Source organism: Vampirovibrionales bacterium (assembly GCA_016712355.1).
GTDB lineage: Bacteria > Cyanobacteriota > Vampirovibrionia > Vampirovibrionales > Vampirovibrionaceae > JADJRF01.
Window position 1 is genome coordinate 2,442,128 of record JADJRF010000005.1, and the last position, 13,641, is coordinate 2,455,768.

The following is a 13,641-nucleotide window of genomic DNA, read 5'->3' on the forward strand; positions in this document are numbered from 1 at the left end:
GAAGATGATTTAAAGTTCTTCGCCCTTGCAACAGAGGGCTTACGGTCAGAATCACCCGCAAAACGCAGCGGCGCAGGCGAAGGCGTCTGAGGCGATCGCGACCGCCAAACAGGTGATGGAAGAGGAAGAAACGGATGAACAGACATAATCAAACGCACGGGCATACAGGCAGCCGAGTACAGTGTCGGACGCTGTATCAACGTTCGGGGAAAACGAGAATTGCCCGGAGGCCTTGCGCTTAAGGCAAACGCCGCAGCCAGAAGGCGTTAAGAGCCAGATGCGCCGCGAGCAGGAGCAGGGCCGTTGCGGCAAACGCCGGGGACAATTCGTCTGGACGCAGACGGGTTTGTAGCGCGCGCGCGCCCAGTTGATCGAAGACCGGAGCAAAATCCTGAGGGCGAAAGACGCGAAAATAGCGGCCACCCGTGCGCCGCGCCAGTTCTTGAAGCGTCGCGTCATTCAAGGCCACGAAAAAGCGCTCGTCGCGGTAACGAATCGTCGCGCCTTGAGCGCTGCCAACACCGATGGCGCAGATCATCACGTTGCTGCGCGCAGCGTTTTCGGCGGCTTCCGGCCACGGGAAGCCCGATTGCTGCTCGCCATCGCTGATCAGGAGAATCAATCGGCGCGGCACGGCTTCTGATGGGGATTCGAGAGGATGAGAGTCGGGCGACGCTTCGCGCGGCGGCGCCTCGGACAGGGTTTGGACCGAAGCCTCAATCGCATCGCCAATCGCCGTGCCGGGGCGCAGACGCTTTTCGGTGACGCGGCCTAACAGCGAATCGATATGGGCATGATCGCGCGTCGGCGACGCGACAACCACAGTAGCGCCCGAAAACAACGTCAGCCCCACCCGGATTTCCGGCGGGAGGTCGCGCACAAAGCGGCGCGCCGTCTCACGGGCCGCCTGTAATCGACTGGGAGAAACGTCGTCTGCGCCCATGCTCAGCGACACATCCAGCGCCAGCATCATATCCACCGCGCGCTCCGCCGTACGCGTCAGCATCTGCGGCTGCGCAGCGGCTAGAATGAGGAAAGCCAGCGCCAGCCAGCATAAGAGAGGCGACAACAGACGACGCCACCCGCGCGACTGCCGCTGAAGCGCTCGGGCCTGCGCCATCGCCGCCGATACGCTGAATTGAAGTCGCTCCTGCCAGCCGCGCCGGGTCAGCCAGGCGTATAGCCACGGCAGCAAGAGCCAAGGCAGCAATAACAACAGCCAAAGAGGCTGAACCCAATGAAATGCCTGCGGCGACGGAAGCATCACGCGGCCCATCCTCCAAAAGCTGCCAGCAGCGATAAGGCGGCCTCCAGCGGATCGGCTGTCGTAGACGTGGCTTGGCAATGGGCTGCAAATTTTGCCTGCGCGCGTCTCGCCTCCAGTTGCTCGCGCGCCAGACGCGCGTAGTCGACGTAAAACGCCTTGGACCTTACGGGGATTTCAAGCGCTTGCGCCGTTTCCGGGTCGCGCAGCGCGCACGCCAGCGGCGCACGGGAAAGATCCAGCTCGCACGGGTCATGAATCAGCGCAACAACGAGATCGCAGGCCCGGCCCAGATCGGCCATCGCGGCGGGCCAGGCCACGCTATCGGAGGCTAAATCGCTGAAGAGCGCTACCCACGACCGGCGCTGAATCAGTCGGCGAGCCTCGCTCAAGGCTTGTAGCAGGGCATCATCAGCCAGGCGCGGGACATGAGGGGATTTCGACGCGTCCCAAAGTTCCATCGCGCGCGCTTCCGCTTCGCGACAGGCGATTTGCAGGGTTTCCACCAGCGCCTGAAGACGAATCAGGCCAACTGCGGGCTTAATCAGGCGCGTTTGATGGCCGTCAAAGGCCATCAGGCCAAGCCGATAGCCCGCCTTCTGCGCGAGCATCCCTGTGACCGCCGCCATTGCCACCGCCTGACGCGACTTGCGGCGCCGCCCGCCCACGGTCATCGAGGGCGTTAAATCAACCAGAAGCCAAGCGGTGAGGGTCTTTTCGGCGTAATATTCACGGACGTGAGGAATCCGCGTGCGGGCGTAGACGTTCCAGTCGAGGGCGCGGGCGTCGTCGCCAGGCTGATACTCGCGCAGGCGAGCGAAATCCATGCCGCCGCCCAGCGCACGGATCGGTCGCTCGCCTTCGGGCAGGGTCGCCAGCTTGCGTTGCAAGCGCGCCCGCCAGGCGTTCAGCAAATCATCAGCGGCCAGACGCAGGACGTCATCGCCCTCATCGCGAAGGCCGGAGCGGGCCATCAGCGCCGCTACGTACGCAGGCGGATCCAGCCACGGCAAAAGCGCCTTGCGCACGCGCGCCGACAGCGACGCGGCCACGGCTTACGCGCCTCTCGATGCGCCGGGCGGCGGCAGCAGGGTCAGCAGCTCGTCCAGAAAACTATCGGGCGTCATCCCGGCGGCGAGGCCTTCGTAGGAGAGGATAATGCGGTGGCGAAGGCAGTCGTGCGCCAGCGCCGTTACGTCTTCTGAACGGACGTAATCGCGCCCGCGCATCAGAGCCATTGCTTTAGAGGCCATCGTGAGGGCCAGCGAGCCGCGCGGAGAAGCGCCAAATTGAATGGCGCGCGTGAGAGCGTTAGTGGGCGGGCGGCGCGTGGCCTGAATCAAGTCGACAATGCCGTGGGCGAGCGCCGGATCGATATAAACCTTGCCCACCCAGTCGCACAGACGCAGCAGCGCGTCCGCATCCAGCACCGGCGATATCTGCGGGATGTCGGCGCCGGTCATGCGCTGGACGATGACAGCTTCTTCGCGCGCATCAGGGTAAGCGGCCAGCAGCTTGAAGAGAAAGCGATCGAGCTGGGCTTCGGGCAAGGCGTACGTGCCTTCCGACTCGATAGGATTTTGCGTGGCCATCACCAGAAACGGCGCTTCCAAGGCAAACGTCTGCCGCCCAACGGTGATTTGCCGCTCCTGCATGGCTTCCAGCAGCGCGCTCTGCACTTTGGCGGGCGCGCGGTTGATTTCATCAGCCAGCACAAAATTGGTAAACAGAGGGCCGGGCTCTGTCGCGAATTCCCCGGTGGCGGGGTTGAAAATCCGCGCGCCGATGAGATCCGAGGGCAGCAAATCCGGCGTAAACTGGATGCGTTTGAATCCGACAGACAGGGCTTGGGCGAGACTCTTGAGCATCAGGGTTTTAGCCAGACCGGGCGCGCCTTCCACCAGCGCGTGGCCCTGGGCCATCAGCGCAATTAACAGGCGTTCGAGCAGGTCTTGCTGGCCGACGATGACCTTCTTCATCTCGTACAGCGCGCGTTCCAGCAGAGCGGCGGCTTCTTGCGCGCGTTCAGGACTCAAGCGGCCTGTCTCGCCATCGTAAAGGCCATCGGTCATGGCGATTCTGCCTGCGATGTCGCCGAATCAACGTCCGGGGAGGCTTCTTCAGCAGACGCCAATGGTTCTCCCTCGTAGGACAAGGCCAGCAGATAGAGGCGGGTCTCGCCCACGCGGTCGCAGTTAAGGGCCTGATCGGGTCGAATGACGGCAATTGGGGCGCAGCGCGGGGCGCCATCCGCCGCGAGAGTGCGAAAGCGCTCGCGCAGGTTAAAGGGCAGGTGATAATAGTCCGGTTGCGCCATCAGCGCCAGCAATCCCGTATCGGCGGGCAGGGTTTGCAGGGCATGCGCCAGCCCGCGCGAGCCAGAGGCAAAGCGTACGGCCCGAGACGTCAGCGGATCCAGCGAAAACAACAGTCGCGCGCGCGCCAGCGCCAAGGGATCCTCGTCAGTCGCAGGCAAGGCTTGCCACGCCAGCGTCGGAACCAGATTAAGCGCAGCATTAGAGGCAGTATGAGACGAATGCAGCGCTCGCGAGGCTTCCGTGAAGCGGCGCACGGCATCCGCAGCGCGAACCCCGGCAGGCGCGGCGAACATCGGCGCGATAATCAGGTTGACCATCGCGTAGAAGATCAGCGTGCCGGCCATCAGCGAGATCAAGCCATTCACAGGCTTTTCAAGCCAGGTCCAGACGTAATACGCGCCCGCTGTAAGCAACAGCAGCGGCGGGCCGCCCAGCAGCCAGAGCTTCCAGGCGGGGAAGGCAGGCGGCAATGAGAATTTAGAGAGAAATTCAGGCGTTGCAATCATCGGGTCGCCGGGAAACGGCCAGTAAAGGCCGGGATACGCGTCCGGCAGACGCTGAAACGCTGCAACCGTCCAGAAAACGGCCAACAGCATCAGGGCCAGAACTGTGGCATCCACCGCCCATGACTGCGAGCGGCGGGTCAGGGTGTCTTCAAAGCGGCGCGCCGTAAATTGGGCGGCAATCAGGCAGACAGGCGGCAAAAACGCCAGCGGCGAAAAGGGTAGCGCCAGCAATGACAGCAACAACCAGCACCAGAGAAACTTCCAGGGTTCCGGCGTCGTAAATCGCCCGCCGGAAAAGACATAAGGGCGCGCGGCCTCGACCAGACCCGCCGCCGCCAGAAACGTCCACGGCGCCATCGCCCAGAAGGCCCCCGAAAGGGTGTTCATCACAAACTGGCCGAGCGACGACGCTGACGGCAAAGGCGTTATCCAGCCAAAGGCGGGCGACAGGCCTTCTTTAAAGGCGAAAAACGCCCACGGAAGTAAGACAACTCCCAGAAACACGAGGACTTCGCGCCATTGAACGCCGCTCAATGCTCGCAGGCGGCGCTGCCACGCGAGAAACGCCAGCAGAATCGTCGCGCCCAGCGTGACGCCGGGCAAGCCTGTCATCAGCGTCGCAATGCCCAGATGAGCGCCCAAAGCCCGACTCAACCAGAGCATTTGACGGCGCTCCGGCTTGCGGCGCTCGCCCACGCGAATCAACGCCAGAAACAGGGCCAGCGTCAGCAGCGTGGCGACCAGAGAGGCCATCGTGAAGGGCGTCAGGTGCGTCGCATGAAAGAATCCCCAGCAAAGAGCCAGCATCGTCGCGCTCAGCAGGGCGAGCGAGCGGCTTTCGAGCAGGGCCAGCGTCAGGCCGTAGGTAAGCCCGAGCGCCATCAAGCCAAAAATAGCCGTTAACGCCTGGGCAACTGCCATATCAGATCCAAAAATCCTGAAGAACAAGGCCATCAGGGCAATCAAAAGAGGCGGGGCCTGCGCAAAGCCGTTCCCATAAAGAGTAGGAAGCCATGAACCGCTGCCCATCGCCATTTCTTTGGCCGATTGCAGCCAATGCAAATCCCTCAGCGTCTCAAATAGGCCCAGATTGGCCATAGGCGAAGCCGCCAGCGCAACAAACGCAATCGCCAGCAGCGTTTCGGGGAGATATGTCGCCATCAGGCGCAGCAAAAAACCCATGGGAGGGATGTCGCCTATCCTTTGCAACCCTTATTATAGCGAAAATCGCCGTAAGCGGGCGGGTTCGGCGCGCGCATCGCAAGGCCGATTTTTGAGCGACTTTGAGCTACAATAACGGCGTTTTCCCCAACGGCGTTTCCTCGCCCGAATCCGCCAGAGGCTTGCGCATGACGATTCCGGCATTGTTGATTCCGGTAATTTCGATTCCCGGCTGGTTTGGCGCGCGCCTGCGCGGATGGGCCGCATGGGGCCTGCTGCTGGCCGTCGCGCCGGTGGTCTTGAGCGCGTGTCTGGCGCTGGCTTTTTTCTTGCCGACGTCGCAAACGCCCTCTTTACTGCGCGCTCTCGCCCCACAACCGGCGCTGGCGCAAGCGCTGTATTTGTATCAGAACCGCACGCCGCAAGAAACATGGGCGGAGTTTTACTTTGCGCTGGCCGCCCAGCTGGCTTCACGCGGCAATGTGATTCTGGCCGAAAACATGCTGGATAAAGCCTGCCGCCTCAAGCCAAAAGACCCGGATTTCCATGCGGCGCACGGCTTGACGCTCGAGCAACTGGAGAAATTCGACGCGGCGCGCGCGGCGTATGAAAAAGCCATCGCCGCCAAACCGGACGCCATGGAAGGGTATTACCACATGGGCGTGCTGCTGGATCGAATGGGCGACGGTGAAGCGGGGATTCAGTGGCTGCTGAAGGGGCTGGCGATCGAGCCCAATAACGCTGCGCTGAACTACGATATCGGCGTGATTTACGCCAAGCGGCAAGATTACGCGAATTCTGCCCTGTATTCGGGCGCAGCGGCGAAATCGGATCCGCGTCTGGCCGAAGCGCACAATAATTACGCGTACGCGCTGGCCAATCTGGGCCGTTATCAGGAAGCATTAGTCGCCGTGGATCGCGCCATCCTCCTGAAACCCAACAACGCAGCCTCGCTCGATACGCGCGGATTCACGCTTCACGGGCTTAAGCGCTACGCCGAAGCGCTGGCCGACTACGACAAAGCGCTGGCGCTCGATGGCGAGATTAGCGAAATTTACCTGCACCGCGCGCAGACGCTGGAGGCGATGGGCCGCGTCGCGGAAGCGGTTGCGGCGTACGAGCAATACCTCAAGCAGGCGCCCGAGGCCCCTGAGCGCGCAGATGTGGAGAAGAGCCTGCTGCGACTGCGCCCGACAACGACGCCTGCATCCCGAGCGGCCTCCGGCGCGGCCTCTTCTGCGCCTCAGCCGGTTACGCAATCCCCTGCAACGCCTGTGAATCCGTGAGGAAACGGGCCATGCCAGGGATTTCGCTTTGCAGGGCGGCAGCAATAGGGGCGCTGATGCTCGGTATCTTGTTCTGCCCGCTGAATCTGAGTGCGCAGTCAGGTCCTGCCGCCACAGCAGGCGACGCAGGCAAGGGAAGCGCGCCGACAGGCCCGGGCGTCGCGACGCCTCGCCAGAAGACCGAGACGCGCCCCGGCGTCAAGCAACGGGAGAAGGTCGTTCTCAAGGCCCCGATGGGAGGACGAAGCCCTGTCCGACGTCCTTGAGCCGGCCCGCGAGGCGCCGCCGGTCTTTCTCACCGGCTATATGGGCGCTGGCAAATCGACCATCGGGCAATATCTGGCCCGGCGGCTTCGGTACGCGTTTCTGGATACGGATCGCCTGCTCGTCAAGCGCTTTGAAGCGCCCATTCGCGAGATTTTCGAGCAGCAGGGCGAAGCCGCGTTTCGCGCCGCCGAACTGGCGTTGCTCGGGGAGTTATCTCAGACCAGCAAAACCGTGATCGCCACAGGGGGCGGAGCGCTGGCGCGGGCCGAAGCATGGGAAGCCCTGGGCGCGCGCGCACGAGTGGTCTATCTCTACGCCCCGCCGGAAGTCCTCTTCGAGCGCGTGATTTTTTCGCCGCGCGAGCGTCCGATGATTGACGTGCCAGATGCGGAAGCGCGCTTTCACGAGCGTTTTGCGCAACGCGAGCCGTTTTATCAGCGCGCCCACCTGCGCGTACGGACCGACGCGCGCAAACCCGAAGCCGTGGCCGCCGAAATCGCCGAAGCGCTGGCAAACTGGCCGGAGGATCAGCCTCAGGCCCTGCCGGGAGATGCGCGCCCATGACCGCGCTGACCGTTTCGCTGCCTGCGCGCGCGCGGGATTACCAGATTATCATTGAGCCGGGCCTGCTTTCGACTCTGGGGCCTGCTTTAGCGCCCGTTTTACCAGCGGGATCGCGCGCGCTGCTTATCAGTGACGAAACCGTCTATGGCCTTTACGGCGAATCGGCTTTGGCGCAGCTGGACGGGGCCGGTTATCAGGCGCAACGCTTTGTGATTCCCGATGGTGAAACGTCGAAGACGCTGTCAATGGTGGAATCGGCGTATGACGCGGCGCTAAAATTCGGGCTGAGCCGTCGCGACGCCATCATCGCGCTGGGCGGCGGCGTCGTCGGCGATCTGGCGGGATTCTGCGCCGCGACGTATTATCGCGGGACGACATTCGTGCAAATCCCGACCACGCTGCTCGCGCAGATTGATTCGTCGGTGGGCGGCAAGACGGCAGTGAATTTTCGCACGGTGAAAAATGGCGTCGGGGCGTTCTATCAGCCAGCGCGCGTCCTTATTGACCCGGCGGCGCTCAGCACGCTGGATGCGCGCCAGGCCCGCGCCGGTCTGGCGGAAGCCGCCAAGTACGCCTTGCTGGAAATCAGCGCCACGGGCGACAGCGGTCTGTTTGGCTTCTTGAGCGTACAGGCCGAGGCTTTGCGCCATTTGTCCAGCGCCAGCCCCGCCACGCGGTGCGAATTAATCGCGCGCTGCTGCCAAATCAAGGCCGAGGTCGTGGCCGCAGACGAAACCGAACGCAGCGGCGCGCGGGCAATGCTGAATCTGGGTCACACGTTTGGCCACGCGCTGGAGGCCGCCGCAGGCTACGGCACGCTCCTGCATGGAGAAGCCGTCGCCATGGGCATGGCGATGGCGCTGGAGATGTCGACGCAACTGGACCTGCTGGGCGCTGAAGAGGCCCGCCGCGCGCGCGCGTTGCTACGTGCGCTGGACTTGCCGCTCACCCCGCCCGCCGGCTTACGCGCCGAAACCCTGCTGGCGCTGATGACCCAGGACAAAAAAGCCCACGACGGGCGCATCTCGTTTGTCCTGCCCGTGGAATGCGCAGGTCGGGTACGTCTGTGCGACGACGTGCCCCAGGCAACCGCGCTTGCAGTCGTCCGCGCAGCGCTGGCCGCCCGCTGACCAGTCGCTTTATCCACAACGGGGAAGGCTCCCGATCGACTTTGCGATCGGGAGCCTCTTAAAAGTGCGCTTCAGAGACAACAGTTCAACCCCGTAATGTTGTTATGCCCGGCGCCGGCGTCCGCCAATCGCCTGATGTCCGGATTGTTACAATCGCGCGGCGTCGCAGGTCAGCAGGCAATTTCCGCCATAAAATTGTTTTTATTTTTGTATATCTTTCCAGATCAGTCTCTGGATTCCCTTGATGCGTTCCCCGATTCTTTGCGAAAGCGTTTGCCATGAGCGTTTCTCCCTCCGGCTTTTATAACAGCTATCCCGCGACGACAAGCGAGAGCAGCAGCAAGCCGCCCAAGCCGCCGACTTACCGCCAGCGCAAGGCGCAGGCTGAAGCCGCGCAGACGTTCGCCAATGACGTGATGATGGCCCAGCAACTCACCGGCAAACAGTTGAGCGAAGAAGATGTGTCGGAAGCGATGACGCTGTTGGGGCAGATGCCCAAGAATTCCGACGTCAAGCTGAATCAGCGCGTCAGTTATGAGCAGCAGAAGGCGTGGTCGCTTTCGCAAGCCCAGCAGGACGCCAGCGACGGCAAAAGCGCCGGACAGGTTCTGGCCAACCTGATGTGGGGCGATCAGGCCCTGACGACCAAAAAAGCCGTCAACGAGAATTGGTCGTACATGATGAAAAGCTTTACCCAGGTAAAGGCCCCCGACTTCGTGAAGGTCCATAAGGACGGCGGCAGCGATCTGGGCCTCAACGACGAGGAATCCAGCGAATAAGGCTGCGGGTTCGGGTCAATTGCAAACGATTCGCCACAAAACGCCCTCAACTGGGGGCGTTGCGGTAGAATCATATTGAAACGCACGTGATTATTACGAATCATCACGTACCGACCTCAATCAGGGGCGTTGCGATAAAATCCTATTGGAACGCGCTTGATTATTACCAATCATCAAGCATATCCCTCGATTGGGGGCGTTGGCAGTAAAATCGGGTTCAAACGCCAAGCGCGGCTGTCTGTTGGCGCGCTCTCGGCGTTGCTTTGCCCCAATTGCAGGAAGGTCGCTTGCGATGTCCACCTCCGCCGTGTCCGAACAACCCGCCGCGTCCGCGATGCCAGACGCTAACGCTTCTCCCGCGCTGATTCGCGCCCTGGACCATGGCTTTGTCGAGCGCGTGGACGCGATGGGCAGCGATCTGACCGTGGTCAATTCGGCTCGCGTGTCGTTCGGCAAACGCAAGGACGCCCTTAGCGCCCAGGACGAGAAGCTGATTCGGTATCTGGCAGCGCACAAGCACTGGAGCCCGTTTCGGCATGTGCAGATTCAGTTCCACTGCAAAGTCCCGGAATTTGTCGCGCGGCAGTGGTACAAGCACGTGGTCGGCATCGCCTACAGCGAGGCGCCCACGGTGGATCATGCCTGGAACGAAATCAGCCAGCGGTATGTGGACGCGGGCGAGTTTGATTTTTATACGCCAGATGGCTTCCGCCAGCAATCGAGCGATAACAAGCAGGCGTCAACAGACGATTGCGTTCCGGATCCCGGCGGCGAGCTGATGCGGGCTTACGCGGCGCATTGTCGCGACGCGCTGGCGCTTTACCAGCGTCTGACCGAGGCGGGAGCCGCCCGCGAGCAGGCCCGAGGCGCGCTGCCGCTGAGCATTTACACCGAGTTTTACTGGACGGCCTCGTTACAGGCGATTGTCAATTTTATTCAACTGCGCAAGCATCCGGGGGCGCAATACGAGATTCGCGTTTACGCCGACGCCATTGAAACGCTTACGCGTCAGGTCGCGCCCTTGTCGCTTCAGGGTCTGCTGGGCGACGCGCCCCCGTCAGCCTGAATCGGGATAAATCGCCCAGATGGGCGTCCATGGCCGTCGTGCGGTTCGAAAATCCGTCTACGACGTAAGGCCCGCGCAGACGATCGCGGCGCTGATACAGCGTGGCCACGGCGTCTGAATAAATCCGCGCCCAGCCGGGGAGACGGTCCAGCCTCTTGCGCAATTGCGCCGCCCCAGCGGGGATGACGATCAGGGTCGCGCCCGATCGCAGGGCGGGCCGCAGGTCATACGGCGGCATATAGAATGCCAGGTACGCCTGCATCTGGCGATCGTCGTAAACAGCCTCGTAACGCCCGTCTATCGACACGCGAACCGCTGGATACAGGCGCCAGAAGAAATATTGCCCCCATCCGAAAGTCGTCCACAGGTCGCCTTCAATTTTATTTTGCTGAAGAAAACGAACCAGCCCCTGAGGGTAAACCAGTTGGGTCTCCGCCTCTTGAGACGCCGCGCCCGTCGTCCCCAGAACCCGCACATAGAGAGGCGCTCCCTGCATATGCAATACGCCTGACACGAGCAGTAAAATCCCTGTAGAAAGGATGAGTTTAACCGCGTACGGCGCCTCTTGCCTTAAAGCGACCTGATTTTCCGGCGAAACGTTCGAACGGGTCCAAGCGAACGCGGGCGGCGTTTTTAAGCGCCACGCCAGCATTATCGCCGCAATAATGAAAAACGGAGCCAATTTAAAATGAAGCGTCCCGGCCACTGCCAATGCCACTAACATGAGTTCGACCACAGGAAACTGACGTGGGCGCGTCAGCGCCGAATAAATAGCCACGCCAGCAAAAAACAGGGCGACGAGCAGGTAACTCACGCCAAATCCCACGCTGTGGGTCAAAACATGACCCCATTCCATAATATAAGGTCGGGGCATTCCCCATGCGCCGAAAAGCTCGCGATGCAGATCCAGCCCATAGGGATTCAGCCATGTCGCCAATCCGCACGCGATTGTTGTGAGCAGCAGACGATTTGCCTGCCGCCAGTTTCTTTGCAAAGCCGACTTTAAATAGAATGCGCCTAACAGGCCAAATCCCATAATAAAACCGGCATGGAGATTCACCCAGAATGCCATCGCCAGCGGCAAGAACGCCAGCGTATTTTTCCAGGAATTCCCCTTGACGCGATCAAAGGCCAGTAAGCGATTCAGAAACAGCGTAAAGAAGAAGAAAGAAAAAAGATGGCAGCGAAACGTACAGCCCAAGCCATTCCAGAGAACAAATGCAGTCAGTGGCGCCGAATACTTCAGAAAATCAGGAATAAAAGCGGACGGATTCGCATGACAGGCGCGCTCCTGCCGAAACGTCTGTAACATCATGGCGATGCAGGCAAAAACAAGGGTTAATTTAAAACAGAATATGCTCAAACTCCCCCAGTGTTTAAACAGATAAAAAAGCAGGAAGCCGCTGCCCCATTCATGATCGATCCACAGGCGCCCGCCAGCAACGCCGAATGAAAAAACATCGCGATAGGGAAAATAGCCGGGGTTTTGGTCTATTAGGGCGCCGATGGCCATTTTTCCCCATAAATCCAGATCGGCGACATTTTGAACGTTCAGGCACAGCAATAAGACGCCAGCAAAGGACAAGCCATTCAGAACAGCCGGCAACTTTTGCCGCCACCGGGAATGCGCCAGATAAGAAACCATCATCGCCCCGTCATTTCCGGACTATTTTGGAGGCCAAACGCCGTATTCCCATTATGGAGCGTCTTTTCTGCTTCCACGTCATCTGGCTATGGGATTCTGATCAGGCAAGTTTGCCATGCATGCGTTTTCACCCCTTCGGGTGATAAAACGCATGCGCGCGCTACGATAAGATGACATTATCGGCAACCCCCCTCGGCCAGAAATCGCCTTTTCTCCTGAGAAGGATCTGAGCGTCGGACCGCTTGCCCCCACGAAGAATGAGATATAGAGCAACGAGTGAGGACTTCCTGATGAAAATGATGCTTCGCAAATCCAGAAAAGGTCAATCGCTGGCCGAATACGGTTTGATTCTGGCCCTGATCGCCATCGTGTGTATTGCGGCCCTGTCGTTCCTGGGAAGCCAAATCGGCAACTCCCTGAATGACGTCGGCAACAAACTGTTTACCGCCATTAGCAGCTCTAAACCCGGCTCGCCGCCCGCATCATAGAAGCTTATAAAATCAAGGTTTTTTCCAAACATTCTCCACCAGCGCCGAACTAAATATTTTTAGGTCGGCGCTGGAGTTTTTTAAAAGAGAAAATTAATTTATGCAAAATTATCGAAAAGCATCAAAAAAATTTCCCCCTCAAAAAAAGGGGGATAAATCTTGTAGAGGCTTGACGGGTAACACCCTCGCCGAGCTAGCGTGCATTACGGTTTTTATTGCTATTTTTTGCGTTGCCGCCCTCACTTTTCTTTCAAATCAATTTTCTTCCATGTGCGATTACTTGGGAAACTTTTTTGCAAATACGATTAAAAATACTTCACCCGGATCTCCCGGCAGCGGAACAAGTTAACGCCAACGCTTTACCACAGCTGAAATAAAATCCTTCAATATACCGCCGGAAACAGGCGGTATCGAACTTTTTGGAAATATTGCCTGTACTCTTCAGAAGACGCGCTCAAGATACGCTCTTCCTCAAGAAGTCGCAGAATTTGGCACGTGATTAAAGTAAAAAACAAAACAATATTGAACCATGACAATTGAAGCAACACCAAGGAGAAGAACCAGACCAGCTCAAAAGCATACAGAGGATGGCGAATCCAGCGATACAACCCTTGCGTTTTCACCTGTCGGCATGCCGCAACAATCCCAAACCCCTTGCCTAAACACCCGATAGCGACCAGTGAGCCCCCTGCGCCCACCACCCAGAGCGCGGCGGCAAGAATGCCCAGCCCAGGGGCAGGATGATGCGGGGCCGGTTGTAACAATAAAGGCAGCAGACTGGTGGCAAACGCAATAATCCGATGCGTAATACGGCCTGACTCCGCTTGCGCCTCTTTGCGCGTAACAAATAATATCAACATAAACATGTAAAATGCGAGAATAGCGATCGAACTAAAATCGCCGCGCAATACGCCCAAACCATAGGTATAAACCGCGTACGCCGTTAGACAGAACGCAAACAGGGTAAAAAGCGCATTCAGGGGAATTCTTGATTTTCGCACGATGGGCACAATTGCAGGGGACGGCTCTGTCATGCCGGGACTCACCTCGCGAGTTGGGACCGTCTCCCCATTGAAGCGGGTGGCGGGGCGGGCGTCATCCTCTGCGCGCAGGAGGCGTGTTTCTGGTATGCTGGGGCTTGTTTTTGAGAGCTTGAAAGTTTCTCCT

The 13,641-nt window shown here is 59.7% G+C and carries 13 protein-coding genes; 7 read left to right on the top strand and 6 right to left on the bottom strand.

Features of this window, described 5'->3' with window-relative positions; genetic code table 11:
- Window positions 1-238: 238 nt before the first annotated feature.
- The 4 genes from IPK79_12620 to IPK79_12635 are packed head-to-tail and all read right to left on the bottom strand — an operon-like array spanning window position 239 to window position 5,270.
- Window positions 239-1,267, bottom strand: a complete 1,029-nt coding sequence (locus IPK79_12620; protein ID MBK8191280.1) for a VWA domain-containing protein — start codon at window positions 1,265-1,267, stop codon at window positions 239-241.
- Window positions 1,264-2,316 carry a DUF58 domain-containing protein gene (locus tag IPK79_12625; protein MBK8191281.1) on the bottom strand — a complete coding sequence of 351 codons (1,053 nt, stop codon included), beginning with the start codon at window positions 2,314-2,316 and terminating at the stop codon, window positions 1,264-1,266. Before IPK79_12625 ends, IPK79_12620 begins: the two co-directional genes overlap by 4 nt.
- A 3-nt stretch (window positions 2,317-2,319) precedes the next feature.
- On the bottom strand, window positions 2,320-3,336 hold the full coding sequence (locus IPK79_12630; GenBank protein MBK8191282.1) for a MoxR family ATPase: 1,017 nt from the start codon (window positions 3,334-3,336) through the stop codon (window positions 2,320-2,322).
- On the bottom strand, window positions 3,333-5,270 hold the full coding sequence (locus IPK79_12635) for a glycosyltransferase family 39 protein (protein ID MBK8191283.1): 1,938 nt from the start codon (window positions 5,268-5,270) through the stop codon (window positions 3,333-3,335). The genes IPK79_12630 and IPK79_12635 overlap by 4 nt, the downstream gene beginning before the upstream one ends.
- 167 nt (window positions 5,271-5,437) lie before the next feature.
- On the opposite strand from IPK79_12635, the gene IPK79_12640 reads away from it, so the two are divergent.
- The 5 genes from IPK79_12640 to thyX all read left to right on the top strand — a co-directional run bounded on the left by IPK79_12640 (window position 5,438) and on the right by thyX (window position 10,341).
- Complete coding sequence (locus IPK79_12640) at window positions 5,438-6,535, top strand: tetratricopeptide repeat protein (protein MBK8191284.1); 1,098 nt, start codon at window positions 5,438-5,440, stop codon at window positions 6,533-6,535.
- A 90-nt stretch (window positions 6,536-6,625) separates the two neighbouring features.
- Window positions 6,626-7,366 (top strand): shikimate kinase, encoded by a 741-nt coding sequence (locus IPK79_12645; GenBank protein ID MBK8191285.1) that lies wholly within the window; start codon window positions 6,626-6,628, stop codon window positions 7,364-7,366.
- A gap of 5 nt (window positions 7,367-7,371) precedes the next feature.
- A complete protein-coding gene (aroB, locus tag IPK79_12650) occupies window positions 7,372-8,496 on the top strand; it encodes a 3-dehydroquinate synthase (protein ID MBK8191286.1) in 1,125 nt (374 codons plus the stop codon).
- 278 nt (window positions 8,497-8,774) lie between these two features.
- Window positions 8,775-9,275, top strand: coding sequence for a hypothetical protein (locus IPK79_12655; GenBank protein ID MBK8191287.1), 501 nt, complete (start codon window positions 8,775-8,777; stop codon window positions 9,273-9,275).
- Window positions 9,276-9,567: 292 nt separating this feature from the next.
- A complete protein-coding gene (gene thyX, locus IPK79_12660; protein MBK8191288.1) occupies window positions 9,568-10,341 on the top strand; it encodes an FAD-dependent thymidylate synthase in 774 nt (257 codons plus the stop codon).
- On the opposite strand, the gene IPK79_12665 is transcribed toward thyX, so the two are convergent.
- Window positions 10,277-11,989 (bottom strand): hypothetical protein, encoded by a 1,713-nt coding sequence (locus IPK79_12665; GenBank protein ID MBK8191289.1) that lies wholly within the window; start codon window positions 11,987-11,989, stop codon window positions 10,277-10,279. The two genes, thyX and IPK79_12665, sit on opposite strands and share 65 nt — an antisense overlap.
- A gap of 287 nt (window positions 11,990-12,276) precedes the next feature.
- Between IPK79_12665 and IPK79_12670 the strand changes: the two genes are divergently transcribed.
- On the top strand, window positions 12,277-12,474 hold the full coding sequence (locus tag IPK79_12670; GenBank protein MBK8191290.1) for a Flp family type IVb pilin: 198 nt from the start codon (window positions 12,277-12,279) through the stop codon (window positions 12,472-12,474).
- A 100-nt stretch (window positions 12,475-12,574) separates the two neighbouring features.
- Entirely contained in the window at window positions 12,575-12,823 is a 249-nt protein-coding gene (locus IPK79_12675; GenBank protein ID MBK8191291.1) for a hypothetical protein, read from the top strand.
- Between the two features lie 34 nt (window positions 12,824-12,857).
- On the opposite strand, the gene IPK79_12680 is transcribed toward IPK79_12675, so the two are convergent.
- A complete protein-coding gene (locus IPK79_12680) occupies window positions 12,858-13,508 on the bottom strand; it encodes an isoprenylcysteine carboxylmethyltransferase family protein (protein MBK8191292.1) in 651 nt (216 codons plus the stop codon).
- Window positions 13,509-13,641: the final 133 nt, after the last annotated feature.

Excerpts from the sequence above, each read along its gene's own strand:
- IPK79_12675 (MBK8191291.1), top strand. The coding sequence starts at position 12,575 with ATGCAAAATTATCGAAAAGCATCAAAAAAATTTCCCCCTCAAAAAAAG.
- IPK79_12640 (MBK8191284.1), top strand. The coding sequence starts at position 5,438 with ATGACGATTCCGGCATTGTTGATTCCGGTAATTTCGATTCCCGGCTGG.
- IPK79_12630 (MBK8191282.1), bottom strand. The coding sequence starts at position 3,336 with ATGACCGATGGCCTTTACGATGGCGAGACAGGCCGCTTGAGTCCTGAA.
- thyX (MBK8191288.1), top strand. The coding sequence starts at position 9,568 with ATGTCCACCTCCGCCGTGTCCGAACAACCCGCCGCGTCCGCGATGCCA.
- IPK79_12635 (MBK8191283.1), bottom strand. The coding sequence starts at position 5,270 with ATGGGTTTTTTGCTGCGCCTGATGGCGACATATCTCCCCGAAACGCTG.
- IPK79_12670 (MBK8191290.1), top strand. The coding sequence starts at position 12,277 with ATGAAAATGATGCTTCGCAAATCCAGAAAAGGTCAATCGCTGGCCGAA.
- IPK79_12665 (MBK8191289.1), bottom strand. The coding sequence starts at position 11,989 with ATGATGGTTTCTTATCTGGCGCATTCCCGGTGGCGGCAAAAGTTGCCG.
- IPK79_12680 (MBK8191292.1), bottom strand. The coding sequence starts at position 13,508 with ATGACAGAGCCGTCCCCTGCAATTGTGCCCATCGTGCGAAAATCAAGA.
- IPK79_12655 (MBK8191287.1), top strand. The coding sequence starts at position 8,775 with ATGAGCGTTTCTCCCTCCGGCTTTTATAACAGCTATCCCGCGACGACA.